Raw genomic sequence first — 26,058 nt, forward strand, 5'->3', positions numbered from 1 at the left:
CGGCAGCTTGCCGGTTTGATTCCAGAGGAAAGAGCAAACCCATGACTTACCAGAACTATTCGCTGAAGCAGCTTCAGCAGATTGACGCCGCGCATCATCTGCATCCCTTCACCGACCACAAGGAATTGCGCGAGACCGGCTCGCGCATCATCACCCACGCCAACGGCCCGTTCATCTACGATGCCGACGGCACCGAAATACTCGACGGCATGGCCGGGCTGTGGTGCGTCAATGTCGGCTATGGCCGCGACGAGCTGGCCGACGCCGCTTACGCGCAGATGAAGGAATTGCCCTACTACAATTCCTTCTTCAAATGCTCGACGCCGACGCCCGTGCTGCTGTCGAAGAAGCTGGCCGAGCTGGCGCCCAAGGGCATCAGCCAGGTTTTCTACGGCTCCTCCGGCTCGGAGGCCAACGACACGGCACTGCGGCTCGTGCGCCACTATTGGGTGCTGGAAGGCAAGCCGGAGAAGAACCGCATCATCTCGCGCAAGTCGGCCTATCACGGCTCGACCGTCGCCGGGACGTCGCTGGGCGGCATGGATTTGATGCACAAGCAGCTCGGCGGGGCGGTTCCCAACATCGTCCATGTCATGATGCCCTATGCTTATGAGTTGGCGCTGCCTGGCGAAAGCGACCATGATTTCGGCCTGCGCGCGGCCAAGGCCGTCGAGGACGCCATCCTCGAAGCCGGTGCCGACAAGGTGGCGGCCTTCATCGGCGAGCCGGTGATGGGCGCGGGCGGGGTGAAAATACCGCCGATGAGCTATTGGCCGGAAGTGCAGCGCATCTGCCGCAAATACGATGTGCTTTTGATGCTGGACGAGGTCATCACCGGCTATGGCCGCACCGGCGAATGGTTTGCGGCGCAGACCTTCGGCGTCGAGGCCGACACCATCACCACGGCCAAGGCACTGACCTCGGGCTATCAGCCGCTGTCGGCGCTGCTGGTCGGCGACCGTATCGCGGCGACGCTGGTCGAAAAGGGCGGCGAATTCTACCACGGCTATACCTATTCGGGTCACCCGGTGGCCTGCGCGGTGGCGCTGAAGAATCTCGAGATCATGGAGCGCGAAGGCCTGGTCGACAGGGTCAGGAACGACACCGGACCTTACTTCGCCCAGGCGCTGCAAGAGCGCATTGCCGGCCACGAACTGGTCGGCGAGGTGCGATCGATCGGGCTGATGGGCGCGATCGAGATCGTCAAGGACAAGGCGACCAAGGAGCGCTTCCTGCCGGCGGGCAGTGCCGCCGTCACCGTCCGCGACCACGCCATCGCGCAAGGCCTGATGCTGCGCGCCACCGGCGACACGATGATCCTGTCGCCGCCGCTGATCTGGACCCGCGCGACGATCGACATGGCTTGCGATCGCATCGCCAAAGCGCTGGATCTGGCGCAAGCGGATTTGCGCAAGAAGTAGATGGAACGACAGCCGGACGCCTTGCAATCAGGGCGCCCGGACTGTGCGCCTGCTTATCGTCAGGGTCGAAGGGGTCAGCGCACCGATCGTGCTGGTCAATGAAGACCATCAGGCAATTCCGAACGCTGCAATCGGAATATAATTCAGACCGAACAGTATAGGACTGCAAAACGCAAAAAACCGCGCTCCATCGGAACGCGGCTTTGCCAGATACGCATGGCATTTCGCCAACAATACACTTGCGAAACTTACGGGCTCCGGTACGCGAGACCTGATCCGGAGCGCCGGGCGGATGCGATGTGTCCGCCTCGCCATCCGTTATATAGGCACATCGTTACCGCCGGGTTATCGAGAGCTTAAGCAAATCTAAATTTGCAATTTTTCCGCGCAATAAAAATCGAGAAAAGTGCTGCCAAATTTCGAAACTTATAGAGAACTGCCGCGAAGGAAATTTATGATGCCGGAAAAATCGTCGCCGCCATTTCCCTGGGCGTTGAACAGCGCATAAAGCTGGGCCGCTTCGGCCCCCATCGGCGTCACCGCGCCGGCGCTTTGGGCGGCTTCCTGCGCCAGTTTCAGGTCCTTCAGCATGAGTGCCGCGGCAAAGCCCGGTTTGTAGTCGCGGTTGGCGGGTGAGGCCGGCACGGGACCCGGCACCGGGCAGTAGGTGGTCAGCGACCAGCACTGGCCCGACGAGGTCGAGGCAACGTCGAACAGGGCCTGATGCGAGAGGCCGAGCTTTTCGGCCAGCACGAAGGCCTCTGCGACGCCGATCATCGAAATGCCGAGCATCATGTTGTTGCAGATTTTGGCTGCCTGACCGGCGCCGTCGTCGCCGCAATGGACGATGCGGCCTGCCATCGGCTTCAGGACCGGTTCGGCCTTGGCGAAGGCATCCTTGGCGCCGCCGGCCATGAAGGTTAGCGTTCCCGCAGCAGCACCGCCGGTGCCGCCGGAGACGGGGGCGTCGATCGAATGCAGCCCTTGCTTCCTTGCTACGGCATGCGCCTTGCGGGCCGACTCGACATCGATGGTCGAGGAATCAATGAACAGGGCGCCTGGTTTGGCCTTGGGTGCGATGTCCTCGTAGACCGAGAGCACGTGCTTGCCGGCGGGAAGCATGGTGATCACGACATCGGCGTCCTTCACCGCCGCCACGGCATTCGCCATGACAATGACGCCATGCTCGCGGGCGACGGTGAGGTTTTCCGGCATCAGGTCAAAGCCGTGCACCGCGTGCCCCGCCTTGACGAGATTGGCAGCCATCGGATTGCCCATATTTCCGAGACCAATGAAGGCGATGGTGGTCATAGCGGTGCTCCATGATGAGTAGGCAGTAGGCAGTAGGCAGTAGGCAGTAGGCAGTAGGCAGTAGGCAGTAGGCAGTAGGCAGTAGGCAGTAGGGCGACCTATTCGGGTGCGAGTTTGATAACAAGTTGGCGAAGCATCTTTCCGATGGCCTCGGCCGCCAGAAGCAGGTGCTCAGCTTGCCCATGCGTGGCAACGCCAATGCGTTGAGCGATTTGGAGGTGTGTCTCGAACTCCTTCAGCGAGCCTTGGGCTGTCCTGAGAAATTGCTGATAGGAGCCTCGGTTGTCTCGGCCATAGCCTTCCGCGATGTTTGCAGGGATAGAGGTTGCTGAACGGCGGATTTGGCTGGTCAGCCCATACAATTCCTCTTTGGGCCATGTCTTGGTCAATGAGTAGGTGCTGACAGCCAGATCCATCGCCTGCTGCCATACGATAAGATCCTTGTACGAGTTGATCTTGCCGGTCATCCTTTGCCTACTGCCTACTGCCGTCCAATCAACGCCCGCGCGATGATGACGCGCATGATCTCGTTGGTGCCTTCGAGGATCTGGTGGACGCGCAGGTCGCGCACCAGTTTTTCGATACCGTAATCATGAAGATAGCCATAACCGCCATGCAGCTGCAGCGCCTCGTTGGCGACGTTGAAGCCGATGTCGGTGACGAAGCGCTTGGCCATGGCCGACCATTTGCCGGCATCCGACGCCTTGCGGTCGAGTTTCGAGGCGGCGGCGTAGAGAAAGATCCGCGCTGCCTGCAATTCGGTCTCCATGTCGGCCAACCTGAACTGCAGCGCCTGGAACTGGTTGATCTTCGAGCCGAAAGCCTTGCGCTCGGCGGTATAGGACAGCGCCTTGTCGAGCGCAGATTGCGCGCCGCCGAGCGAACAGGCAGCGATGTTGAGGCGGCCGCCGTCAAGGCCGGCCATGGCGATGCCGAAACCTGCGCCTTCCCCCGACAGCAGGTTTGCAGCCGGCACCTTGCAGTCCTCGAAGATCACCTGGCGGGTCGACTGCATGTGCCAGCCCATCTTGTGCTCGTTGGCGCCGAAGGACAGGCCGGGCGCATCCTTCGGCACGACGAAGGTGGAAATGCCCTTCGGCCCGTCGGCGCCGGTGCGCGCCATGACGACATAGAGGTCGCTGTCGCCGGCCCCGGAGATGAACTGCTTGGCGCCGTTAAGCACATAGTCGTCGCCGCTCTTCACCGCGCGCGTCGTCAGCGCCGCGGCATCCGAGCCTGAGCCCGGCTCGGTCAGGCAGTAGCTCGCCAGCCATTCCATCGAGGTCAGCTTCGGCAGGAAGCGTTGGCGCTGCTCGTCGTCGCCGAAGCGGTCGATCATCGACGCCGCCATATTGTGGATCGAGATGAAGGAGGAAAACGCCGGATCGGCGTGCGACAGTGCCTCGAAGATCAGCACGGCGTCGAGCCGGCCGAGCGCCGAGCCGCCGACATCGTCCCTGACATAGATGCCGCCAAGGCCAAGCGGGCCGGTCTCGCGGATTACATCGGCGGGAAAGTGTCTTGCCCGGTCCCATTCGAGCGCATTGGGCGCAACGCGATCGGCGGCGAAGGCCTGTGCCATCTCCTGGATGGCGCGCTGCTCCTCATTGAGTTCGAACTGACTGGTGCTCGCATCGACCGCGGCGTCCATGGCGTGCTCCCTGTGTTTCCCCAGTTGGGGTTGGCTTGCTGGCCTGTTGTTTTTGGCTTTGCGCGCCGCTCAATCTAGACCAATGATGCCGCCGCGCAACCCGGCTCGCCGCGCAGCCGCTGTGCATGAATGGATCAACGGAGCATTGCGTGCCGACATATTTCGACGAATTGCTCGACCGCTTCCATGCCTATCTCCGGGGCGTGGACAACGCGCTGGTGCGGGACGCCGTGACCCGGATCGGCTGGAATATGACGGCGCGCGTGCTCGAAGCGCATCCGCTGCCTTGCCTTGGTCTGCTCGACCGCATTGTCGAACTGGCGCCGCCGGACCCGCAGCCTCTGGTGCAACTGCTGGCGGAGCGTCGTGACGATCTGTGCTGGGGGCAGACCTACAACGCGAGCGATTTTGGTGAAGCGTTCTTGCAAAAATACGGCTGGCTGGAGGTGTTTGGCACGCGCGGCCATTTCGCCAATGAAGAGGTCGCGGCCGGATTGCTGATCCTGGGGCCCGGCATCACCTATCCCGACCATCATCACATTGCCGAGGAGATCTACATTCCGCTGACCGGCGGCACCGAGTGGCGCATGGGCGAAGGCGGCTTTCACACCCGCCAGGCGGGCGAAATTATCCATCACGCCTCCAATGTCAGCCATGCCATGCGCACCGGCAGCGAAGCGTTGCTGGCGCTCTACATCTGGCGCGGCGGGCCGCTGGCGCAGAAATCGACCGTTTCCGGCGCGCAGGGCAGGGGCTGAGCATGGCCAAGGCNCGATCATGCTGCAAGGCACGGGTTCGGATGTCGGCAAGACGGTGCTGGTGGCGGGGCTCTGCCGCGCGGCCAGGAATCGCGGGCTGAAAGTCAGGCCGTTCAAGCCGCAGAACATGTCGAACAATGCCGCCGTCGCCGACATTCCGGGCGGCGACCGCCCCGGCGGCGGCGAGATTGGCCGTGGGCAATGGCTGCAAGCGCTGGCGTGTGGTGTTCAGCCGACCGTGCATATGAATCCGGTGCTGCTCAAACCCCAGAGCGACATCGGTTCGCAGGTGATCGTGCAAGGCAAGGTGTTCGGCGAGGCGCGAGCGCGCGACTACCAGACAATGAAAGCGGGGCTGATGGACGCCGTGCTGGAGTCCTGGACGAAGGTCGGTGAGGGCGCCGATCTGGTCGTCGTCGAGGGCGCCGGATCGCCGGCCGAAATCAACCTGCGCAGCCGCGACATCGCCAATATGGGCTTTGCCACACGCGCCGACGTGCCGGTCATCCTGATCGGCGACATCGACCGCGGTGGCGTCATCGCTTCGGTCGCCGGCACGCATCTGATCCTGCCGGAGGAAGACAGGCGCATGATCGTCGGCTACCTCATCAATAAGTTCCGCGGCGATGTCTCGCTGTTCGACGACGGCATCCGGTCGATCGAAAGTTTCACCGGCTGGCGCTGCTTTGGCGTCGTGCCGTGGCTGAAGGCGGCGGCGCGATTGCCTTCGGAGGATTCGGTCGTGCTCGAACGCCTGGCATCGGGCGAGAAGCGGGCTTTGAAGGTCGCCGTGCCGATGCTGTCGCGCATCGCCAATTTCGACGATCTCGATCCGCTCAAGGCCGAACCGCAGGTCGAAGTGGTGTTCGTGCCGCCGGGGCAGCGCTTGCCGGAGAATGCCGGCCTGGTGGTCATTCCCGGTTCCAAATCGACGATCGGCGATCTCATGAAGTTCCGCGAGAATGGCTGGGATCGCGATCTCCTCGCGCACCGCAAACGCGGCGGCCATGTCGTCGGTATCTGCGGCGGTTTCCAGATGCTCGGCCGCCTGGTGCGCGATCCCGATGGCATCGAGGGCAGTGTCACCGAGGCCGAGGGACTCGGCCTGCTCGACATCGAGACGGTAATGGAACCGGAAAAGACGGTGCGCAATGTCAGCGCCCGCTCAGTGCCGTTCGGCCTGGCGCTCGAGGGCTACGAAATTCATCTCGGCCGCACCACCGGGCCGGACATGGCGCGGCCGTCGGCTGTGATCAACGGCATCGACGACGGTGCGATTTCCGCCGACGGCAAGGTTTTTGGCACCTATCTGCACGGCCTGTTTTCCGCCGACGCTTTCCGGGCGAGATTCCTGGAAAGCCTCGGCGTGAAAGGCGGCGGCATCGACTATCGCGCGGACGTGGAAAAAGCGCTGGACGAGATCGCCACCGAGCTGGAGCGCCATCTTGAGTGCGATGCGATTTTTGGGTTAGCAAGGTAGGACCGTCCACCGTTTCGCCATCCTCGGGTCTGCGCGTCCGCTTCGTTTCCACTCCGTGGATGTCGAAGTTCGGGCGCTTTCGCCGACCTTCGACGCGGCGCTGAAGGACCAAGGCCGATGGCGAAGGATTCTGCGAAACTGATCACCAGCGGGACGGTGAGCGAGGCGTATTCGACATTGCGAAAATGGCCGGGCGCCGTTTCGCGATAGCTACAAATGTCGGTGACCGCGTTCTGCAGCCGCAGGCCCGGCGCGCGCCGCACCATCTCGAACCGGTCGGCTACCGGGCGGTGCTGTTGATCGTGGCGCTCCGTCTCGCCGGACATGGTCATCCTCCGCGCGGAAGAGCCTAACGGACCATGCATCCAAAGCAAAAGCGCCCGGCTTTTGACCGGGCGCTTCGAATTGCAGAAGTCGCGGGCGCCTAGGCGCCGCGCATCAGGCAGGCGGCGGCAAGCACGATGTATGCGATGAGGACAATCCACACCGCAGCCAGAGGAATGAACGCAAGAACGCCAAGCGCGGCGAGCACGCCGATGATGGCGATGACAAGGGATATGATGAAAACAAGCTGAGTGGGTGCACTAAGATTCATGTGTGGTCCCTCCAACATGATTCGTACAACGGCACTCTATCAGGCGTGAGGCTTATACACCAATCAGCTGGCGCAATGGGTTCGCCGGGTCGACCAGCAGCTTCACCGCCAGAGCCAGGCAGATGATCACCAGCAGCGGCTTGATCAGCCGGGCGCCGATGCGGATGGCAAGGCTGGCGCCGAGCCGGGCGCCGAGGAACTGGGCGACGCCCATCATCAGCCCGATCTTCCAGCAGACGACGCCGGCGACGGCAAAGACGATGAAGCCGCCAATGTTGGAGGCGAAATTGAGCAGCTTGGTGTGTGCCGTGGCCTTGAGCACGCCGAAGCCGGCGAGGCTGACGAAGGCCAGCATGTAGAAGGAGCCGGCTCCCGGCCCGAACAGCCCGTCATAGAAGCCGACCAAAGGGGCGATGACCAGCCCGAACAGGAAGGGCGACAGGCGCTCGGCGCGGTCGACATCGTTCATGTTGGGTTTCACGGCGAAGTAGATCGCGATGGCGATTAAAAGCAGCGGCAGCAGCGCCCGCAGGAGATCACCCGGCACGAATGCCGCCAGCAAGGCGCCGACGGCACTGCCGGCAAGGGCCAGAAGCGCCGATGGCAGTTGTCGGCGCAGATCGACATGGCCATTCATGGCGTAGTGGATGGTCGCCGAAGCGGTGCCGAAAATGCCCTGCAGCTTGTTGGTTCCAAGTGCTGCGACCGGCGGGAAGCCGGCAAGCAGCAGGGCCGGGATGGTGATCAGCCCGCCGCCGCCGGCTATCGAATCGACAAAGCCGGCTGCAAAGGCGGCGAAGGCAAGCATGATGACGGTCTGGGTAGCGAGGTCGAGCATCGGGATTTTCTGAACATTCCGGCGGGAAAGGTGGTGCCGCGCCTTCTCATGGCCATCCGGTTTGCGCAAGGCCGATTCCGCGCTACGTCCATCCAAGCGCGTTGCGCTTGGATTTCCTGTGGTGCATGTCATTATCTCAGTACCGCTGCGCAGTTTTGGGTCATGTGCGCTGGGCGGGCTCGGGAAAGGGACACTGTTGGCGATGGCATTGCTCGACCAGATACGCTCGATCTTCGATGGTGACCCCGGCGTGCGCAAGGTTGCCGACGACCCCGTGCTGTCGGCGGAACTCTTGATGCTGTTTCGCATGATCCTGGCCGACGGCTCGGTTTCGGAGAGCGAAATGGTCGCCTTCCGGCGCATCTGCAAGGACGCCTTCGGCATCCCGGAAACCAGCATCGACGCGGTCATCGAATATCTCAATGATTTCGGCTACGAGACCAACGGTTCGCAAGCCATGGCGCTGTTCCGCGATCTCGATGTCGAACGGCGCAAGTTGCTGGCGCTCCACATGGCGGAGATCGCCAAAGCCGATTCCAAACTGGCCGAGAGCGAAGTGCGGCTGTTGCGCCGCACGCTCGATTTGCTCGACATCAGCCCGGTCGATGTGGTGAAGCCGGAGGAGTGAGGCAGACCAGGGGCAACGGCCGCCCGGCCGGGTCCCCGCTGCTTCGCAGCGTCCCAGCGTTCGTGACCTTTCATCGTGCCACTGGCACGATGAATTCGCTGCGCGAACCGGTCACTCACCCCTGTTCCTGCATACGGTGAGCGATCGCCCGATGCAGATCGGGCGCAGCCGCGACCAGCGCCCTGGCCGCCTCCGACTGCGGATGATCGAGCACGTCGCCGGTCTTGCCGCGCTCGACGATCCTGCCGTCATGCATGACCAGCACCTCATCGGTGATGGCGCGGGCGACGGTCAAATCGTGAGTGATGAAGAGATAGCCGATGCCGAGCTTCTGGTTGAGCTCTGCGAACAGATCGAGGATCTGGGCGCGGATCGACACGTCGAGCGCCGAGACCGGCTCGTCGGCGACGACCAGCTTCGGCCTTGTGATGATGGCGCGGGCGATCGACAGGCGCTGGCGCTGGCCGCCGGAAAACTCATGCGGATATTTGTCCATGTCGCTGACGCCGAGGCCGACCTCGTGCAGCGCATGCGCCACCATCTCGCGCCGCTCGGCCGGTGTCGGCTTCTTTTCCAGTACATGCAGCGGCTCGGCGACCAGTTTCTCGACCTTCTGGCGCGGGTCGAAAGAGCCGTAGGGATCCTGGAACACCACCTGCATGTCGCGCCGCGCGGCTTTGAGCTCCGCCTCGCTTTTGCCGGTGATGGTCTCGCCGCGAAAGCGGATCGTTCCCGATGTCGATTTGTCGAGCGCCAGGATCATGCGGGCAAGCGTTGACTTGCCGCAGCCGGAGCGGCCGACCAGCGCCACCGATTGGCCCGGCGCCAGCGACAAGGACACGTCGTCGACGGCGCGGATTGGAGCCGCTGACTTGAACAGGGAGGTGCGCCGGCCCGGATAGTCCCGTGTCACGCCTTCGACCTCAAGCAGCGGTTTGCCCTGGCCGGTGGCGTGAACCTTGGCGCGCGCGGGCACGTGCATGGAGGCCAGCGCCAGCTGGCGCGTGTAGGGATGCAGCTGTTCCGATAGCGTGCGTGCGGTGTCGCCGGCTTCCATCACCTCGCCATGACGCAGGATGGTGATGCGGTCGGCCATTTCGGTGACGACGGCGAGATCGTGCGAGATCAGAAGCAGGCCCATGCGGTTTTCGCTGACAAGGCCGCGCAACAGATCGAGGATCTGCGCCTGCAGCACCACGTCGAGCGCCGTGGTCGGTTCGTCGGCGATGAGCAGCTTGGGTTTCAATGCGCAGGCAATGGCGATGACGACGCGCTGGCGCTGGCCGCCCGACAATTCGTGCGGATAGCGCGACAGCGGGAATTTCGCCTCCGGCAGGCCAACCCGGTCGAGCATTTTGCGCGCCCGGTCTTCGGCTTCCGCGCGGCTGGCTTTGGTGTGCCAGAGTATGCCTTCGGCGACTTGTTCGCCGATGGTCTTGACCGGGTTCAGCGCCGTCATGGGCTCCTGGAACACCATGCCGATGTCATCGCCGCGCAACGCGCACATCTGGCCCTCTGTGGCCGCGAGGATGTCGATGCCGTCGAAGGTCACGCAGCCGGTGGCGCGCGCAGCATGCGGCAGAAGCTGCATGATGGTCAGCGCCGTCATCGATTTGCCCGAGCCGGATTCGCCGACCAGCCCCATCACCTCGCCGGGCGCGACGGAGAGGTCGACCCCTTTCAGGATCGGCGTGTCGCCGATGGCCAGCGACAGGTTCTCCATCTGCAGCAGGCTCATCGCTGCCGCCGCGATTTCGGGTCGAGTATGTCGGCGATGCCGTCGCCGAGCAGATTGAGCCCAAGCACCGTGACGACGATGGCCATGCCGGGGAAGATGGCCATCCAAGGCGCCACCACCATGCGCGTCTGCGCGTCGAACAGCATGCGGCCCCAGCTCGGCATTGGCGGCTGTGCGCCGAGGCCGACATAGGAGAGGCCGGCTTCGGCCAAAATGCCAAGCGCGAACTGGATGGTGCCTTGCACCAGAAGCAGCGTGGCGATGTTGGGCAGCACGTGCTCGGTTGTAATCTGCGCTTTGCTCTTGCCGGCGGCGCGGGCGGCGAGGATGAATTCGCGCGGCCAGATCGCCAGCGCGCCGGCGCGGGCGACGCGCGCAAACACCGGGATGTTGAAGATGCCGATGGCGATGATGGCGTTGATTGCGCCCGGTCCGAAGATGGCGGTGATCATGATCGCCGACAGCAGCGCCGGGAAGGCGAAGACGAGGTCGTTCAGCCGCATCAGCGCCTCGTCGACCAACCCGCCGCGCGCCGCGGCGAAGGCGCCGAGCGGCACGCCGACGCCCATGCCGATGCCGACCGCGACCAGCGCCACGGCAATCGAGTTGCGGGCGCCGACCATGATCATCGACAGGATGTCGCGGCCGAAATGATCGGTGCCGAACCAGTGCGCCGCAGAGGGCGCCAGCGTCTTGTCCGAGATCACCAGTTTGGTCACGTCGTAGGGCGTCCAGACATAGGAGATGACCGCTATTGCAGCCACCAGCACCGTGATGGCGAAGCCGATGAGGAAGGAGCGGTTGCGGAAGGCCTTGGCCAGAATGCTGCCCAACGTCTCCTGCGGGATGTCGATGTGCAGCGTCATTGCCGGCCTCGAAGGCGCGGATCGACGATGGCATAGGAGACGTCGACGACGAGGTTAACGGCAATGACGGCGACGACCAGCAGCATGACGATGCTTTCCACCACGATCAGGTCGCGCTGAGTGATCGCCTGGAACACCAGCCGTCCCAGACCAGGCAGATAAAAGACGTTCTCGATGATGATGGTGCCGGCGAGCAGGAAGGCGAATTGCAGGCCCAGAATGGTCAGAACCGGGATCATCGCGTTGCGCAGCGCGTGCCGCCATAGTACGGCGCGATAGGGCAGGCCCTTGGCGCGGGCGGTGCGGATATAATCCTCGTTCAGCACCTCGAGCAGCGCGGAGCGGGCAACGCGCGCCAGGATCGCGGCCTGCGGCAGAGCGAGGGCGATGGCCGGCAGCAGCAGCGATTTCAGCGCCGGCCAGGCGCCGGCGCTCCAGCCGGGAAAGCCGCCGGCCGGCACCAGCCGCAACCAGACGGCAAAGAGGTAGATCAGCATCAGCGCGAACCAGAAGTTCGGCACGGCGACGCCGAGCTGCGCGGCACCCATGGCAATCGTGTCACCGGCGCGGCCGCGCCGACTGGCGGAATAGAGCCCGACCGGAATGGCAATGATGGTGGACAGCGTCAGCGCGATCAGCGCCAGCGGCAGGGAAACCGCCATGCGCTCGCGGACAAGGTCGATGACCGGCACCGAATAAGTGTAGGAGCGGCCGAAATCGAGGCTGAGCAGACCGCCGACCCAGTGGAGGTAGCGCAGGAGAAGCGGCGCGTTGAGGCCCATCTGGTTGCGCAGGAGTTCCACCTGCTCGGCGCTGGCGTTGAGGCCAAGCATCAGCCGCGCCGGATCGCCGGGCAGGACTTCGAGCACGGCGAAGACGACCATCGACGCCAGGATCAAGGTTGCGATCGCGATGGCGAGGCGTTTGAGGAGGTAGGCGGTCATTGCGGCGGGAATGGTGCGTTGCCAAGTGCGATGACTGAGCAAAGGCAGCGTTCTGTCACACCCCCCTCTGTCCTACCGGACCCGGCCCTTCGCTGTCGCTTCGGGCGTTCGTTGTTCGGAAAGCCAAGCAGTTGGCTTTCCGTCCGCTGCGCGGACCACTCCTCACCCCCCGCAAGGGGGGAGATCAGCAGTTTCCGTGTCGTCGACCAGCGTTCAACGTTCGCGATAGGCGAAAGCGGAGATGATAGCCCGATCTCCCCCCTTGCGGGGGAGATGCCCGGCAGGGCAGAGGGGGGTGTGACGGAGCGCAAACGCCGCCCTTTGGCCCGCCGCCTCAATCCGCCCACTTCACCTTGGTCAGGTCATTCGCCTGGATCGGCGCGTTTTCCCACAGGCCCTGCAGCTTGGCGTCCCAGACGCCGACCTTCGGCAGTTCATAGAGGAAGCCGACCACGGCGTCGTCGGCCAGGATCTTCTGCGCTTCGCCGAGCAGCGTGTTGCGCTTGGCGTCGTCGGAGGTGAGGTTCAGCTCGGCGATGATCTTGTCGAAGGCCGGATTGTCGTAGTTGAAGTAATAATCCTTGCGCGAGTAGATATCGATGTCGTTGGGCTCCGTGTGAGAGACGATGGTCAGGTCGTAATCCTTCTTGGTGAACACCTGGTCCAGCCACTGCGCCCATTCGACCGGAATGATTTCCAGGTCGATGCCGACATCGCGCAGCTGCGAGGCGATGATCTCGCCGCCAAGCCGCGCATAGGAAGGCGGCGGCAGTTTCAGCGTCGCCTTGATGCCGGTTTCGAAGCCGGCTTGCTTCAGCAGCTCCTTGGCCTTGTCGACATTGTGCGGGTACAGGCCGGTGAGGTCGACATAGGCTTTGCTGGCGGGCGACATGTGCGAGCCGATCGGCACGCCGAGGCCGGCCGAGGCGCCGTCGATGATCGCCTTGCGGTCGAGCGCGAAGGCAATCGCCTGCCGCACCTCGAGCTTGTCGAAAGGCGGCTTCTTGTTGTTGATCGCCAGAATGGTCTCGCCCTCGGTCGAGCCGATCACCACCTTGAAGCGCGGATCGTCCTTGACCTGCGCGACGCTGTCGGGATCGAAGAAAGGGAAAGCCTGGATGTCGCCCGAGAGCAGCGCCGGCACGGCGGCGGCGGCGTCGGGAACGATGCGGAACTCGGCTTTGTCGAGGAACACCGGGGCGCCCCAGTAGTTGTCGGATTTGACCAGCGTGATCGACGAGCCCTTGGCCCAGCTCTGGAATTTGAACGGGCCGGTGCCGATAGGCTTTTCCTTGTTGGTGTCGGCGCTCTCGGGCGCCACGATCACCGCGTCGCCCCAGCCCAGATTGTAGATGAACGACCCCTGCGGGTTCTTCAGCGTCACCTTGACCGTCGTCGGATCGACGACTTCGACCGTATCGATGGCGGCGAACAGGGCCTTTTGCGCGTTTACGGAATTGTTGGCGCGGGCGCGGTCGAGCGAGAACTTCACGTCGCCGGCGTCGAAGTCGCTGCCGTCATGGAATTTGACGCCGGTGTGCAGCTTGAAGGTGTAGACCTTGCCATCGTCGGAAATGGCCCAGCTCTCGGCAAGGTCGGGCAGCACTTCGCCATTCGGGCCGATGCGGGTCAGGCCCTCGAAGACGTTGGCGTAGAGCACTTCGTCGATCGCCGCGGCAGCACCGGCGGTCGGATCGAGATGTGGCGGCTCGAGCGGAATGCCGATCACCAGGTCGGTGCGTGCGGCAAATGCCTGACTGCCGGCCAGTGCCAGCACCGCGGCGGCAAGAATGGTTTTCCACAATTTCATCGTGCAACTCCCAAATGCTCGAACCCTAGTGCGATAGAAGCGTGATTTCGAGGTGGAGTAAATTGCGTTTCGTGCTCTGCAGCGGCGCGGGGAGGAATGTTTTTTCAGCGAAGTCGATGGTTCAGCCCGCGGCCGTGCCCCTGAGCAGCACATTGAGCCCGATCGCCATCACCTTGGCCGACTCCACCATATCAGAGATACCGACCCATTCGTCGGGCCGGTGGGCGAGGTTCAAAATGCCCGGGCCATAGGCGATGCAATCATAGATGTGGCCGATGCGGGCGATGTGCTTCTGGTCGTAAGTGCCTGGTGAAATGACATAATCCGGCTCGCGGGCGAAGATCGCCATGATGCCTTGCGCCACCGCCTTGACCACCGGCGCATCGCGCTCGGTCATCAGCGGCAGCACCTCCATCAGGTCGCGAATCTCGTAATCGAACTTTTTGCGCTCGCGCTTCAGCCGGTCGAGGATATCGGTCACCTCGCTCTTGACCGTGGCAAGGTCCTCCTCGAGCAGGAAGCGGCGATCGATGGTCAGCCGGCAGGCGTCGGGCACGTTGGGTGAGGGCAGGCCGGGGCGGAAATCCTCAGTCTGGCCGCCATGGATCGAGTTGATGTTCATGGTCGAGCGCTTTGCGCCTTCGGGCACGACAGGCATGCGCGTCACCTTGCGATCGAGCGCCGGAAACAGTTCATCCTCGAAGGCCTGCAGCACGGCGCCCATGTGGCGCACGGCATTGTCGCCGAGGAACGGCATCGAGCCATGCGCGATCTCGCCCTTGGTCTCGATCTCCGCCCACCAGACGCCGCGATGGCCAAGACAGATGCGGTCCTTGTTCAGCGGCTCGGGGATGATGACGTGGTCGACCTTGGGTTTCGAGAAATAGCCAAGCTTCGCCAGATGGGCGACGCCGCCGAAGCCGCCGGACTCTTCATCGACGGTGCCGGAGATTTCGATGGCGCCAGGAAAGTCGGGGAATACCTCCATGAAGGCTTCCGCCGCGATGATCGAGGCGGCCATGCCCCCTTTCATGTCGCAGGCGCCGCGCCCGTAGACCTTGCCGTCCTTCACCACGCCGGCAAAGGGATCGACGCTCCAGCCCTCGCCGGCTTCGACCACATCGATGTGCGAGTTGAAATGGACGCAGGCCCCAGGCGAGCGGCCGTCGAAGCGGGCGACGATATTGACGCGGGGATAGCGGTCGGTATCGCCGGGCGTGCCTTCGGCGCGGATGAATTCGGTTTCGAAGCCAAGCCTGCCTAGGCGCGCACCTATATATTCGACGCAGGGGCGATAGGCTTCGCCAGGCGGGTTGATGGTCGGGAAGCGGATCAGGTCGGCGGTCAGTGCGATCAAGTCATCAACACGGGCGTCTATCGCTTTGAAGAGTCGTTCGTTCATTCCCGGATTTGAGCAGGCAAGGGGGTGGTTTTGCAAGCATCGCGCCACTGGCGCCGAAACTTCGTGTCGCAGCGGCAACTATGGCGGGAAAATCGTTCAAATTCGCTGCTTTAGATTGGCGAATTTATCAAGGAGTGTGTGTTAGATCACTCACCTGTCGTTAAAAAGATGAAAAACCGCGTGATGACAGGGCAGGCAAGGGGCATCAAAGGGGTTTGATCTCATGACTAAAATCGTTCTCATGGCAGCTGCTTTTGCGGCGATGCTGTTCGGCACGTCCATCGAAAGCAGGGCTGCCTCGCTGGTGGCCAGCATCGACGTCTCGTCGCAGACCATGACCGTCAGCCAATACGGCCAGGTGCTTTATCGCTGGAGCGTGTCGACCGCCCGCAGTGGCTATTTCACGCCGCGCGGCACCTATCGGCCGCAACGCACGGCGAGGATGTGGTATTCGAAAAAATACCACATGTCGCCAATGCCTTACTCGGTGTTCTTCCATGGCGGCTACGCCATCCACGGCACCGGCGCGGTCAGGCAGCTAGGGCGTCCCGCATCGCATGGCTGCGTGCGGCTGCACACCGCCAATGCCGCGATGTTCTATGCGATGGTGCGCGAAGTCGGCTTCGGCAATACGCGGATCGTTGTGACGAACTGAGGCTTTGGACGACTTAAGATTGACGCTGCCCCTGGCCGGTGGCGTTGGCCTGTCCGCGCCGGCGGCGACGCCGGCCTGAGATTTCCCACCTTTTGTGGAACCACATCCACTGTCCCGGATCCTCGCGCACCCAGCGCTCGACCACGTTGGCGAGCAGTTGGGTGGTGGCCGCGACATCGACGCTGCCGCTTTCATTGCGCGGCAAGGTCAGCTTGTCCTCGATCTCGAGGCGGAAGCGGTTGCCAGGCAGCCGCACACATCGCGCCGGATAGACGTCGCAATCATAGTGACGGGCGAGCATACCCAGAACCGGATTGCTCTGGCATGGGCGGTTAAAGAAGATTGTCTCCAGTCCGCTAGAGAATTTCTGGTCGACCAGCACGCCGATATTGCCGCCTTTCTCCAGAATCGACGCCAGCGCGAAGGAGGCGCCGGTCGAAGACGGCAGCAAGGCGCCCATGCTCGAACGCCGCGTCGAATGGATATAATCGGCGAGGTAGGGATTGTTCGGCGGACGAAACAGCGCCGTGATCTTCATGCCGAACGTCGCGGCAGCCACCGGCAGCAATTCAAAATTGCCGAGATGGCCGGTGAACAGGATATGCGGTTTGTCCTCGCCAGCTATCTGATGGAAATGATCGGCGCCGCCAACTTCGACGCGGCCGGGCGTCGCTGCGTTCGGATCATAGTCGAAGAGCGCGTCAAGAAAGATGTATTCGGCGGCGAGCCGGGCCATGTTGCCCCACATGTCGGAGGCGATGGCCTCGATCTCGACATCGCTCTTTTCGGGATAGGCAAGGCGCAGATTGTCGATGGCGACACGGTGGCGCCCGACCCGCGGACCGATGCGCCGGGCCGCCCGGTCGGCGAAATTGAGCGCCCTGTCCGCGGGCAGGAGGCGCAGCAGCGAGATGATCGTCATCGCCACGCGCGCCACCAGCCAGTGCTCCATCTGGCGCAGTCTTCGGCCATAGCGGAACATGAAGTCCCGGCGGGCTTTCTTGAACACCTTGCCGACCATAGTCCTAAGAAACGCGCAGGATGATCTTGCCGAACACGTCGCGGCCTTCCATGCGCTTCAGCGCGGCGTCGATGCCGTCGAAGCCGACCTCGGTGTCGATGACAGGTGCTACCTGTCCCGCCGCCATCTTCTGCATGGCGTTGGCCATGTTCTCCATGCGGCAGCCGAAGGACCCGAGCAGCTTCAGCTGCTGCTGGAACAGCTGCATCAGATTGATCTGGGTCGACACGCCGGAGGTCGAGCCGCAGGTGACCAGGCGGCCGCCGCGCTTGAGGCACAGCATCGAGGCGGCAAAGGTGTCGGCGCCGACATGTTCGAAGACGACGTCGACGCCCTTCTTCCTGGTGAGCTTGCGCACGACGCCTTCGAAACGATCGTCGCGGTAGTTGATGACATGGTCGGCGCCGAGCGCCTTGGCCTTGTCGATCTTGTCGTTGGAACCGACCGTGGTGATGATGGTGCAACCCATGCGCTTGGCCAGCTGGATCGCCGCCGAGCCGATGCCGGAGCCGCCGGCATGGATGAGGATGGTCTCGCCGGGCTGCAGCTTGGCATTGTCGAACAGCATGTGCTCTACGGTGCCGAAGGTGACAGGGGCGACGGCAGCGCCGACATCGGTCACGCCGGGAGGGGCAGGGACCAGCAGGCGCGCCGGCAGGTTGATCTTCTCCTGCGCAAAGCCGTCGAGATGGAAGCCGTGGACGCCCGAGACATGTTCGCAGAGATTGTCACGGCCTTCGCGGCAGGCGCGGCAAAGGCCGCAGGTGCGCGCGCCGTAGATCGATACCAATTGTCCGGGCAGCAGGCTGGACACGCCGGCGCCAACAGCCTCGACCTCGCCGGAGGCTTCGGCGCCGACGACCAGCGGCAGCTTGCGCTTGGCGAACGCCATGCCGCGCCAGCCCCAGACGTCGATATGGTTCAGCGCCACCGCCTTGATGCGCAGCGTGACTTCGCCCAATGCGGGGGGCGGCGGGGGCGGCAGGTCCACCGTTTCAAGACGGCGGTCCTCGATAAGTTGCAGTGCGCGCATGGGGCCTGTCAGTTCAGTCTGGCTGAAAAAGGTCGCTTAGACCGGTTCCCGCGCCATGACAAGGCAGGTGTTCTGGCCGCCGAAGCCGAACGAGTTCGACAGCACGGTGCCGACTTCGGCATTGCGCTTCTTGTTGGGCACCACGTCGAGCACGATTGCCGGGTCGGGATTGTCGTAGTTGATGGTCGGCGGAATGACGCTTTCGAGCATGGTCATCAGCGAAAACGCTGCTTCGACGGCGCCGGCCGCCGACAGCGTGTGGCCGATCATCGACTTGTTGGACGAGACCGGCATCGAGCCGATGCGATCGCCGAACACGGTCGACAGCGACAGATGCTCCATCTTGTCGTTTTCCGGCGTCGAGGTGCCGTGAGCGTTGACGTAGTCGATCTCGTCCTTGCTCAGGCCGGCATCCGCAAGGGCGGCGCGGACTGCTGCGATCGCCGGCGAACCGTCGGGCTTGGAACGGGTGCGATGGAAATCATCGGCCTTTTCACCGCAGCCGCGCAGGATGCCGAGAACGCTGGCGCCCCGGGCAAGGGCTGCCTCAAGCGATTCCAGCACCAGAGCGCCGGAGCCTTCCGCCAGCACAAAGCCGTCGCGGTCCTTGGAGAAGGGTTTTGACGCCTTTTCAGGGATGTCATTGTGGGTCGACAGCGCCGAGAGCAGCGAAAAGCGGATCAGCGCCTCGGCGGTTGCTGAACCGTCGGCGCCGATCGACAGCGCCCGGTCGCATTCGCCGCGGCGGATCGCTTCGACGCCGAGCTGGATGGCGGTGGCGCCCGAAGCGCAGGCCGTCGACAGCGTGATCGGCAGGCCGCGCGTGCCAAAGCGGTCGGCCAGCCGGTCGGCGATCGCGCCGAACTGCGTGCTTGCGAACGTATCTGTTTCCTTCAGCCCGCGCGCCACCCTGAGCAGCCTTTCGGCGCCGGCGCCTTTGCCGTCGGAATTGTAGAGCGCGAAGCGATCCTGCCAGTCGAGTTCGACCGGCGGCGAGGCGAGGAACAGAGGCCCGCCAAAATCAGAGGAATCGAGGCTGGATTCGGCCACCGCCTCATTCGCGGCGGTTTCGGCCAGTTCGTAGGTCAGCAGGCTGGCGCCTTTCGAGCTTGAGTCGAGGAAATCGACCATGCCGGAGATGCGGGTGTTGAGGTGGTCGACGGGAAAGCGGGTGATCGGGTGGATGCCCGATTTGCCGGAGGTCAGTGCCGCCCAGTTATCGGCCTTGCCGATGCCGAGCGACGTTACCACGCCGATGCCGGTGACGGCGACGATCGGCCTGCCCATGTGATCTCTGAGATTGGCCATCCGGAACCTCTTAACTTTGCAGCATGATCGCGCAGCGCTGCTTCAAGCAGCAGCGTTGACCAGAGCCATGCCCTCGAATTGGTGATAGCCGATCGCCGTTGCGAGCACGGTTTCGGGAATGCCTTCGAACGGCTTCTCGGCCGCGGCGTCGAAAACGGGGTAGGCGGCCTTGCGGTCGACGGCCAGGGCGGCGAGGGCGACCGCGAATGGAAACTGCGCTTCCTTCATATGCCCGGTCAGCGTCGCGAAGCCGCGCGCCGATATCGCCGGATTGGCATCCAGCGCTGCCTTTTCGGCTGACGTTGCGGTATGCGCCCCGGATGCGCCCGACAGGGCCAGCAACTTGCCGTTCGGGAGAGCCGCCTGTTTGAGCAATGCCGCGATCTCGGCGTCAAGCTCGCCGCGCGAGCGCCGGGCGCGGCCTGAGATGACCGGTCCGAGCTCGGCATAGATTTTCCGCCCACGGCTTTGCGCGTGTTCGCGCTGCTCCAGCACCAGGAAGGCGCCACCGGAGCCGGAGACCAGGCCGCCGCCCTCGGCGCCCTGTCTCTGCCAGACCGGCTTCCATGGGCCGCGATGCAGATAGCCGGCCAATTCATAGCCGAGCAGCATGTCGGAATGTTCGGTCTGGAAGGCGCCACCTACCAGTATGTGGGTCGACTGTCCGGAGCGGATGCGCGCGGCGGCGGTCTCGACGGCGGCGACGCCGGCACCTTCCTCGCCCATGAAGGTCCTCGACGATCCCGTCACCTTGTGGACGATGGAGATGTTGCCGGCGAGCAGATTGGAGAGCTGGGCCAGGAAAAGCGTCGGCCGCAATTCGGTGGTCAGTTTCTCGTTGAGCAGCACGTCGCGGTCGTTGCGGCTCTCGGACGCGGCGAGGATGGCGGCATCGACCGCCTCGTCTCGCTCGCCGCCGCCGGCAGCGACAACCATGTCCATGGTCGTGCAGAGCTCGTCATTGCCCTTGATGCCGGCGTCGTCCAGCGCCATGCCGGCGGCATAGGTGCCCAGCCTCTGCCATGTTTCCATCTGCCGCTGGTCGCCGCGCTTGGCGATCTGCAGGTTCCAGTCGATCTCCGGCAGTGGATGCACGGTGTAGGGCGCAAAGCGCGCGGCTTCGAGCACCGGCTGCAGGCCGGGCTGCGCCAGCTTCTGCCAGTGGGTATCCGGACCCTCTCCCAGCGAGGAGACAAGGCCGATACCGGTGATGACGACGTCGCGAGGGCTGCTCATGAGCGGCTTTGTGGGTCAGGCGGCGCAGCCCGTCAAGGCCGCGCGCCAGCCGATATCAGGCGGTCTTGGCGGCGACCAGCGCGTCGATCTTGGCGCACAGGTTCTTCATGACGAAGTAATCGTCGGTCGAAGCCTTGCCGTCATTGACTTCCTGGGTCCACTTTTCCAGCGGCACCTTGATGCCGAATTCCTTGTCGATGGCAAAGACGATATCGAGGAAATCGAGACTGTCGATGCCGAGATCGTCGATCGTGTGGCTCTCGGGAGTGATGGTGTCGATATCGATCTCGCTGGTGTCGGCAATGATCTTGGCGACTTTGTCGAACGTGGTGGACAAGGGCTCTTCCTTCGGTTGCGGGCGGAATCTGTCCGCATCTGGTTTGGGCGCTGTCTAATCGGTTTTTCCCGGCAGGAAAAGGCCTGATGCGCGGGGCGCAGATGGTATGGCCTTCCCATAAAGACAAGAAGGGCTGCCCGACAAGCCGGCGGCCCTTCCAGTTGACGTTACGTCAGATCAGTTTTTAGGGAGCTTGACCACTGGCTTTCTCAGAACGTGACGCGGCCGAGCACGCGCAAGCCATCGCCCTGCGGCTCGACCACCACCGCTTCGCCCTCGCGCGGCGAGACGCCGGTCAGCGCGACGATGTTTTCGAGATGCGTGACCATGACCAGATTGTCGGAACCGGTGTAGGCGCGGATTTCCTTCATCACCGCGTCGAGCTGCGCGGCCTTCTCGGTCGGATCGCTCCTCAGGAGGTCGAGCGGCGCAAAAAGCTCCGGCTCCGCTTCGAAGGCGATGCGGGCAGTGTCGAGGCAGCGGCAATATCGGCTGGACAGCACCCGCTCGATGGGGGCGGCGCGGGCGCCGAACAGCGCGCCGATCTTGCTCGCCTGCTGCTTGCCGCGCGCCGATAGATTGACCTGGGTGGCACAGTTGTCGATGACGAAATTGGCGGGGTCGGTGGTGCCGGTGACCAGTGCGTGGCGAAGCAGCACGACATGCCCGCCGTCACGCAGCAGCGCCCAGCCGGCGTCGGTCGCGTGGGCGACGGCGGGAACAGCAAGCAGGAACAGCGACAGCACAAATCGAATCATCGAAACCTTTCCGGGAGCCGGATGCCGGCTCCGGTCATTCTGATATAGGGATCGGAAAGCCGGCACAAAGACAAGCGAAAGGCGAACCCTCGGTTCGCTTCACATTTTCGCCATTTGCTTCTTCGCCAGCTCGATCTTCTGATCGGTGAGCGGGATAGGGATCGTGTAGCCGGCTTCGGTGAAGCCCTGCTTGGCGTTCTCGAAGAATTCGATCGCCTTGAGATATTCCGGCTTGCCCGCGCCATAGCTGGCGCGGTTCCAGTGGACGTCGCCGATATTGTTCTGCTCGAAGGCCCACTGCAGCGGCTGACTTTCGCGCGTAAACACCTTCAGCGCCGCCGTGAACGCCGCTTCGGCGTCGTTGAGATATTTGTCGGTCCGCTGGAGATTGCCGAGATTGAGCAGGCTCATACCGATGCCATTTTGAGCGTTGGCCCAGTCGACCGGCGCGGCCTCGATGGTGAGTATTTCGAGCGCTGCCCGCCGCGCCGCAATCGAATCCTGCAGCGTCTTGGCATCGCCATTGCTCATGCTCAACCAGTGCAGCGTCGAGCCCAGGCCGGCCTGGGCCATTGCCCATTGCCGCGGGTTGGTCTCGCGCTTGTACTCGCGCAACGCATTGCCGTAGGCGTCGACCGCCTCGCTGTAATGCTCGGGCTTGTCGGTGACGCCGCCGAGAAGCTGCAGCGTGTTGCCGAGATTGTAGTAGCTCATCGCCCAGTCCTGCGGGAACTTCCGCCTGACATAGACCTGCCGTGCCGCCTGGAAGGCTGCCGCCGACTGTTCCAGCTTGGCCGCATCACGCGTGCGCTGGCCCAGCGTCTGATAGATCGAGCCGAGATTGTTCTGGGCTGACGCCCAGTCCATCGGGAAGCGCTTGCGGGTAAACACCGTCAGAGCGTCGTCATAGGCAGCAGCAGCTTCTTCGAGCGTAGCCGTACCCATATCGAAGCGGGCGATACCGCTCAGCGCATTGCCCAGGTTGAGGCGGCTGGTCGCCCAGGACACCGGGAAAGTTTCGCGGGTTCGCACTTCCAGCGCGGCGCGAAACGCGTCGGCCGCCTCGTTGATCTTCGCCTTGTCGTTGAGCTGGATGCCAAGCGTTACAAGCGTGTTGCCGAGATTGTTCTCGACCATCGCCCATTCCACGGGTGCTTTCTCGCGTGTGTATTCCTCAAGCGCCAGCCGGTAGGCTGCTTCCGCCTGGGTGAGATGCTCGCCGGCAGGCTCACGCTCGGAGAGTGCATAGAGCGCGAGGCCTAGATTGTTCTGCGAACCGGCCCAGTCCAACGGCAGCTTGTCGCGCGGACGCTTCTCAAGGGTGGCGCGCGTCGCCGCCACCGCTTCATTGAGACGCTTCGGGTCGCTCTCGCGTTCGCCGATCTTCAGAAGCACGTTGGCCAGGTTGTTCTGCGCCGCGGCCCAGTTGCGGTCGTCCTTCTCGCGCTCGAACACCACCAGCGAATCGCGGAAAATCACCGCTGCTTCTTCGAGATGCGCAGTCTCGGTTTCGCGCTCTCCAATGGTCTGCAGCACCACCGCCATGTTGTTGCGGGTGATTGCCCAGTCGCGATTCTGTTCGCCGTTGGGGATGAAGTTCAAGATGGTGCGATAGGCCTCGATGGAGTGCTGCAGCGCATCGAGGTCGCCGGTGGCGTAGCCATGAGCGTTCAACGCCTCGGCCTCCTGGTTCTTGTAGTTCCAGCGCAGCTTTTCGTCCCACTTCTCGACCAGCGAATACGCCTTGGCATAGTCGTTGGCGGCGGATTTGTAGTCGAAGACCAGCGCGGCGGCGTCGGCGCGTTTGGCATAGATGGCGGCGTCGGCGATGCGCTTTTGCCGGAGCAGGTCCTCGGCCTCGTCGACCGCACCGCTGTTTTCCTCGATCCGGCCGACCGCGTCGTCGAGGAATTTGCGCGCCGTCACCATGGCGCCCTGGCCTATGGCCTTGTCGGCGGATGCGACCAGGCGACTGATCTCGGGATCGTCGGTGCGTAATGCGGCGCGCTCGGCCATCATCTTCTTCAGACGCTCGGCCTGGCTGTCCAGCACCTTCTGCAGGTCGTTCGGATCCTCGGGCATCTTTTCCGTGCCGAGCGCCTTGAGCACGCCGTAGAGCGCGTCAAGGGGCACGCCGTCCTGGAGAGAAGCCAACTCCACCTGAGCCCGTTTGGGATCGGGCAGGTCGGAAATGGTCAGCAGCAATTGCCGCCGCTCACCGGTGATCAGCCCGTCGTCGCCGGTCGGTTCCGGCGGCCCGACGCCGAAATACAGCAGCCGGCGCAGGCTTTCATTGACCCAGGGGCGCTGCTTTGCCTTGGTGTCGAGATAGACTTCCTCGGTGACCATGCGCATGACCGAGCCGAACTCGGTGCCTTTCATCGCCGTGAGGTGGCGCAGCAGGGCGGATGCGTAAGGGCTGTTTTCGCCCGCGGCGCCATCGAGCGCCGGACGACCCGGTTCAGCGGCAAAGCCGACCACGGTGCCCAGGCTCGCATCATCCACTGAGGCATCGGCGAGGGCTTTTGCGCCGCGCACCGGTTCCAGCCCGCCGGCGCCGACAGGCTCGGCGGAAGCCGTCGGCCCCCGGCGCACGACCGCGTCCGGCGGAAACGGGTTGGTGCGGCAGGCGTCAAGCAGCACGATCGTCACCGGCACGGTCCTTTTCAGCTCGTCCATGACGGCTGAAATCGGCACCAGCGCCTCACCGGCATTTTTCAGCGACGAGACGTCGGCGTCGACCGGCACCAGATAGTTCTCGCCGCCCGCCTCGATGCCGTGGCCGGAATAATAGATGAAGGCGACGTCGGCGCCTTCGGCGTCCTCGACGAAGCGATCGAGATCGCGCTTCAGCTTGGCGGCATCGCGATCGGTGACGTTGCGGGCGTCGAAGCCGAGGTCGGTCAGCATCTTGGCCATGTCGCGGGCGTCGTTGGCCGGGTTGGCAAGGGCTGCGATGTGTTCGTATTTCGACTGGCCGATGATCAGCGCCACGCCCTTGAGACTTTTGGTCTCGGCGGCCTGGGCCACAGATACGCCAAGGCAAAGCAGTATAGCGACGAAAGCCGCCAGCCACCCCTGTCTGACCAGCCACACTTGTCTGACCAGCCACTCCTGTCTGACCAGCCACTCCTGTCTGAAATGACGCTGTTTCGGCGTCGCAACCATTCGCTGTGTGTCCGCCCTGATGATCCCAAGCCTGTATAGCGCTGCCACCCGACCATGATCAAATTCAGGCGCCGGGCGGATCGAGGATCAGTTTCTGAAGATCATGGCGATTGCGCTGGAATCCGGGCTCGCCTATCCCTGAAAAATGTCTCCGCTCACCGAAACCGTTCTTTTCGTCTTCAGCCTCGTCGCGCTCGGCTATGTCACCGGGCTCACCGGCTATCTGAAACCGGCCAGCGGGGACGGCATCTCCGAATTCGCCATCAACGTCGCGATGCCGCTGCTGCTGTTTCGGACGATGGTGAATTCGGATTTCCACGGCGTGGCGCCCTGGTCGCTGTGGGGTGCTTATTTCGCGGCGGTTGCAATGACATGGGCCGCCGGCCATCTGGTGACGACACGGATCTTCGGGCGGGACGCGCGCACCGGCATCGTCGGTGGAGTGTCGTCATCCTTCTCGAATGTGGTGTTGCTGGGCATTCCCTTCGTTCTCGGCGTATTCGGGTCCAGCGGATTCGAAGTGCTGTCGCTGCTCGTTTCCGTGCATCTGCCGACCATGATGATGGCTTCGATCATCATGTTCGAGATATTTGGCCGCGGCGGCAGCGAGCCCGTACACCCGCTGCGCATCATCCAGAGCTTTCTGAGAAGACTGTTCACCAATCCGTTGATCATCGGCATCCTGGCCGGGCTGGCATGGCGCCTCACCGGCGCGCCGCTGCCGAACCTTGCCATGCGACTGGCCGATGCGCTGGCTAACACCGCCGGGCCGGTGGCGCTGTTCGCCATGGGGCTCAGCCTGCGCCGTTTCGGCATTTCCGGTAACATCCGACCGGCGCTGGCGCTGTCGACGCTGAAACTGTTCCTGATGCCGGCGCTGGTGCTCGGCCTGGTCTGGCTGTTTGGCCTGCCGCCCTTGACGGCCAAAGTGGCGGTCGTGGTGGCGGCGCTGCCGTCCGGCATCAATTCCTATCTCATCGCCGTGCAGTTCAACACCGGCCAGGCGCTGGCGTCGAACCAGATGACCATCGCCACGGCAAGCGCGGTTGTTACAACCGCCTTTTGGCTGACGGTGGTGGTGCATGTCTTTGGGTAGGCTT

General features: G+C 63.4%; 23 protein-coding genes and 1 pseudogene. 6 read left to right on the forward strand and 18 right to left on the reverse strand.

The window, feature by feature from the left end; genetic code table 11:
* Nucleotides 1-41: 41 nt before the first annotated feature.
* Nucleotides 42-1,421 carry an aspartate aminotransferase family protein gene (locus tag X757_RS157500; RefSeq protein WP_023670423.1) on the forward strand — a complete coding sequence of 460 codons (1,380 nt, stop codon included), beginning with the start codon at nt 42-44 and terminating at the stop codon, nt 1,419-1,421.
* Nucleotides 1,422-1,847: 426 nt separating this feature from the next.
* On the opposite strand, the gene mmsB is transcribed toward X757_RS157500, so the two are convergent.
* From mmsB to X757_RS157485, 3 genes are all read right to left on the reverse strand, one after another.
* Complete coding sequence (gene mmsB / locus X757_RS157495) at nt 1,848-2,732, reverse strand: 3-hydroxyisobutyrate dehydrogenase (RefSeq protein ID WP_023725615.1); 885 nt, start codon at nt 2,730-2,732, stop codon at nt 1,848-1,850.
* A gap of 98 nt (nt 2,733-2,830) precedes the next feature.
* On the reverse strand, nt 2,831-3,199 hold the full coding sequence (locus X757_RS157490) for a four helix bundle protein (RefSeq protein ID WP_023725616.1): 369 nt from the start codon (nt 3,197-3,199) through the stop codon (nt 2,831-2,833).
* A gap of 14 nt (nt 3,200-3,213) precedes the next feature.
* Nucleotides 3,214-4,383 carry an isobutyryl-CoA dehydrogenase gene (locus X757_RS157485; protein WP_023725617.1) on the reverse strand — a complete coding sequence of 390 codons (1,170 nt, stop codon included), beginning with the start codon at nt 4,381-4,383 and terminating at the stop codon, nt 3,214-3,216.
* A gap of 149 nt (nt 4,384-4,532) precedes the next feature.
* On the opposite strand from X757_RS157485, the gene X757_RS157480 reads away from it, so the two are divergent.
* Both X757_RS157480 and X757_RS157475 read left to right on the forward strand, forming a co-directional pair.
* Entirely contained in the window at nt 4,533-5,141 is a 609-nt protein-coding gene (locus X757_RS157480) for a dimethylsulfonioproprionate lyase family protein (protein WP_023670427.1), read from the forward strand.
* 19 nt (nt 5,142-5,160) lie between these two features.
* A complete protein-coding gene (locus X757_RS157475) occupies nt 5,161-6,621 on the forward strand; it encodes a cobyric acid synthase (RefSeq protein ID WP_031251163.1) in 1,461 nt (486 codons plus the stop codon).
* 107 nt (nt 6,622-6,728) lie between these two features.
* Here the strand turns inward: X757_RS157475 and X757_RS1000000168850 are convergent.
* The 3 genes and pseudogenes from X757_RS1000000168850 to X757_RS157470 all read right to left on the reverse strand — a co-directional run.
* Nucleotides 6,729-6,947: pseudogene (locus X757_RS1000000168850) on the reverse strand (AraC family transcriptional regulator); the annotation flags it as partial.
* A gap of 98 nt (nt 6,948-7,045) precedes the next feature.
* Nucleotides 7,046-7,216, reverse strand: coding sequence for a hypothetical protein (locus X757_RS1000000166290; protein WP_023670429.1), 171 nt, complete (start codon nt 7,214-7,216; stop codon nt 7,046-7,048).
* A 52-nt stretch (nt 7,217-7,268) separates the two neighbouring features.
* Nucleotides 7,269-8,054, reverse strand: a complete 786-nt coding sequence (locus X757_RS157470; RefSeq protein ID WP_023725620.1) for a TSUP family transporter — start codon at nt 8,052-8,054, stop codon at nt 7,269-7,271.
* Nucleotides 8,055-8,250: 196 nt separating this feature from the next.
* On the opposite strand from X757_RS157470, the gene X757_RS157465 reads away from it, so the two are divergent.
* The gene (locus X757_RS157465) at nt 8,251-8,682 is read left to right on the forward strand and encodes a TerB family tellurite resistance protein (RefSeq protein ID WP_023691035.1); all 432 of its coding nucleotides are present in this window, start codon (nt 8,251-8,253) and stop codon (nt 8,680-8,682) included.
* Between the two features lie 115 nt (nt 8,683-8,797).
* On the opposite strand, the gene X757_RS157460 is transcribed toward X757_RS157465, so the two are convergent.
* From X757_RS157460 to X757_RS157440, 5 genes are all read right to left on the reverse strand, one after another.
* Complete coding sequence (locus X757_RS157460) at nt 8,798-10,420, reverse strand: ABC transporter ATP-binding protein (RefSeq protein WP_023725621.1); 1,623 nt, start codon at nt 10,418-10,420, stop codon at nt 8,798-8,800.
* Nucleotides 10,417-11,286 (reverse strand): ABC transporter permease, encoded by an 870-nt coding sequence (locus tag X757_RS157455; protein WP_023725622.1) that lies wholly within the window; start codon nt 11,284-11,286, stop codon nt 10,417-10,419. Before X757_RS157455 ends, X757_RS157460 begins: the two co-directional genes overlap by 4 nt.
* A complete protein-coding gene (locus X757_RS157450; protein ID WP_023725623.1) occupies nt 11,283-12,230 on the reverse strand; it encodes an ABC transporter permease in 948 nt (315 codons plus the stop codon). Before X757_RS157450 ends, X757_RS157455 begins: the two co-directional genes overlap by 4 nt.
* A gap of 334 nt (nt 12,231-12,564) precedes the next feature.
* Complete coding sequence (locus tag X757_RS157445) at nt 12,565-14,040, reverse strand: ABC transporter substrate-binding protein (protein ID WP_023725624.1); 1,476 nt, start codon at nt 14,038-14,040, stop codon at nt 12,565-12,567.
* 121 nt (nt 14,041-14,161) lie between these two features.
* On the reverse strand, nt 14,162-15,442 hold the full coding sequence (locus X757_RS157440; RefSeq protein ID WP_023725625.1) for an acetylornithine deacetylase/succinyl-diaminopimelate desuccinylase family protein: 1,281 nt from the start codon (nt 15,440-15,442) through the stop codon (nt 14,162-14,164).
* 223 nt (nt 15,443-15,665) lie between these two features.
* Between X757_RS157440 and X757_RS157435 the strand changes: the two genes are divergently transcribed.
* Nucleotides 15,666-16,097 carry a L,D-transpeptidase gene (locus X757_RS157435; protein ID WP_023681747.1) on the forward strand — a complete coding sequence of 144 codons (432 nt, stop codon included), beginning with the start codon at nt 15,666-15,668 and terminating at the stop codon, nt 16,095-16,097.
* 13 nt (nt 16,098-16,110) lie between these two features.
* Here X757_RS157435 and X757_RS157430 read toward each other — a convergent pair whose 3' ends face one another.
* From X757_RS157430 to X757_RS157400, 7 genes are all read right to left on the reverse strand, one after another.
* Nucleotides 16,111-17,118 (reverse strand): lipid A biosynthesis lauroyl acyltransferase, encoded by a 1,008-nt coding sequence (locus tag X757_RS157430; protein ID WP_031251164.1) that lies wholly within the window; start codon nt 17,116-17,118, stop codon nt 16,111-16,113.
* Nucleotides 17,119-17,122: 4 nt separating this feature from the next.
* Nucleotides 17,123-18,151: a zinc-binding dehydrogenase gene (locus X757_RS157425; protein ID WP_023725627.1), complete on the reverse strand. Its 1,029-nt coding sequence runs from the start codon at nt 18,149-18,151 to the stop codon at nt 17,123-17,125.
* Between the two features lie 36 nt (nt 18,152-18,187).
* Nucleotides 18,188-19,459 carry a beta-ketoacyl-ACP synthase gene (locus tag X757_RS157420; protein ID WP_023725628.1) on the reverse strand — a complete coding sequence of 424 codons (1,272 nt, stop codon included), beginning with the start codon at nt 19,457-19,459 and terminating at the stop codon, nt 18,188-18,190.
* Between the two features lie 42 nt (nt 19,460-19,501).
* A complete protein-coding gene (locus X757_RS157415; protein WP_023725629.1) occupies nt 19,502-20,695 on the reverse strand; it encodes a beta-ketoacyl-ACP synthase in 1,194 nt (397 codons plus the stop codon).
* A gap of 55 nt (nt 20,696-20,750) precedes the next feature.
* Complete coding sequence (locus X757_RS157410) at nt 20,751-21,032, reverse strand: acyl carrier protein (protein ID WP_010909964.1); 282 nt, start codon at nt 21,030-21,032, stop codon at nt 20,751-20,753.
* Nucleotides 21,033-21,241: 209 nt separating this feature from the next.
* The gene (locus X757_RS157405) at nt 21,242-21,790 is read right to left on the reverse strand and encodes a histidine phosphatase family protein (RefSeq protein WP_023670442.1); all 549 of its coding nucleotides are present in this window, start codon (nt 21,788-21,790) and stop codon (nt 21,242-21,244) included.
* A gap of 99 nt (nt 21,791-21,889) precedes the next feature.
* On the reverse strand, nt 21,890-24,958 hold the full coding sequence (locus tag X757_RS157400) for a caspase domain-containing protein (protein WP_023725630.1): 3,069 nt from the start codon (nt 24,956-24,958) through the stop codon (nt 21,890-21,892).
* Nucleotides 24,959-25,103: 145 nt separating this feature from the next.
* Between X757_RS157400 and X757_RS157395 the strand changes: the two genes are divergently transcribed.
* The gene (locus X757_RS157395) at nt 25,104-26,054 is read left to right on the forward strand and encodes an AEC family transporter (protein ID WP_023681741.1); all 951 of its coding nucleotides are present in this window, start codon (nt 25,104-25,106) and stop codon (nt 26,052-26,054) included.
* Nucleotides 26,055-26,058: the final 4 nt, after the last annotated feature.

Origin of the sequence: Mesorhizobium sp. LSHC412B00, assembly GCF_000503035.1 — a bacterium.
GTDB lineage: Bacteria > Pseudomonadota > Alphaproteobacteria > Rhizobiales > Rhizobiaceae > Mesorhizobium.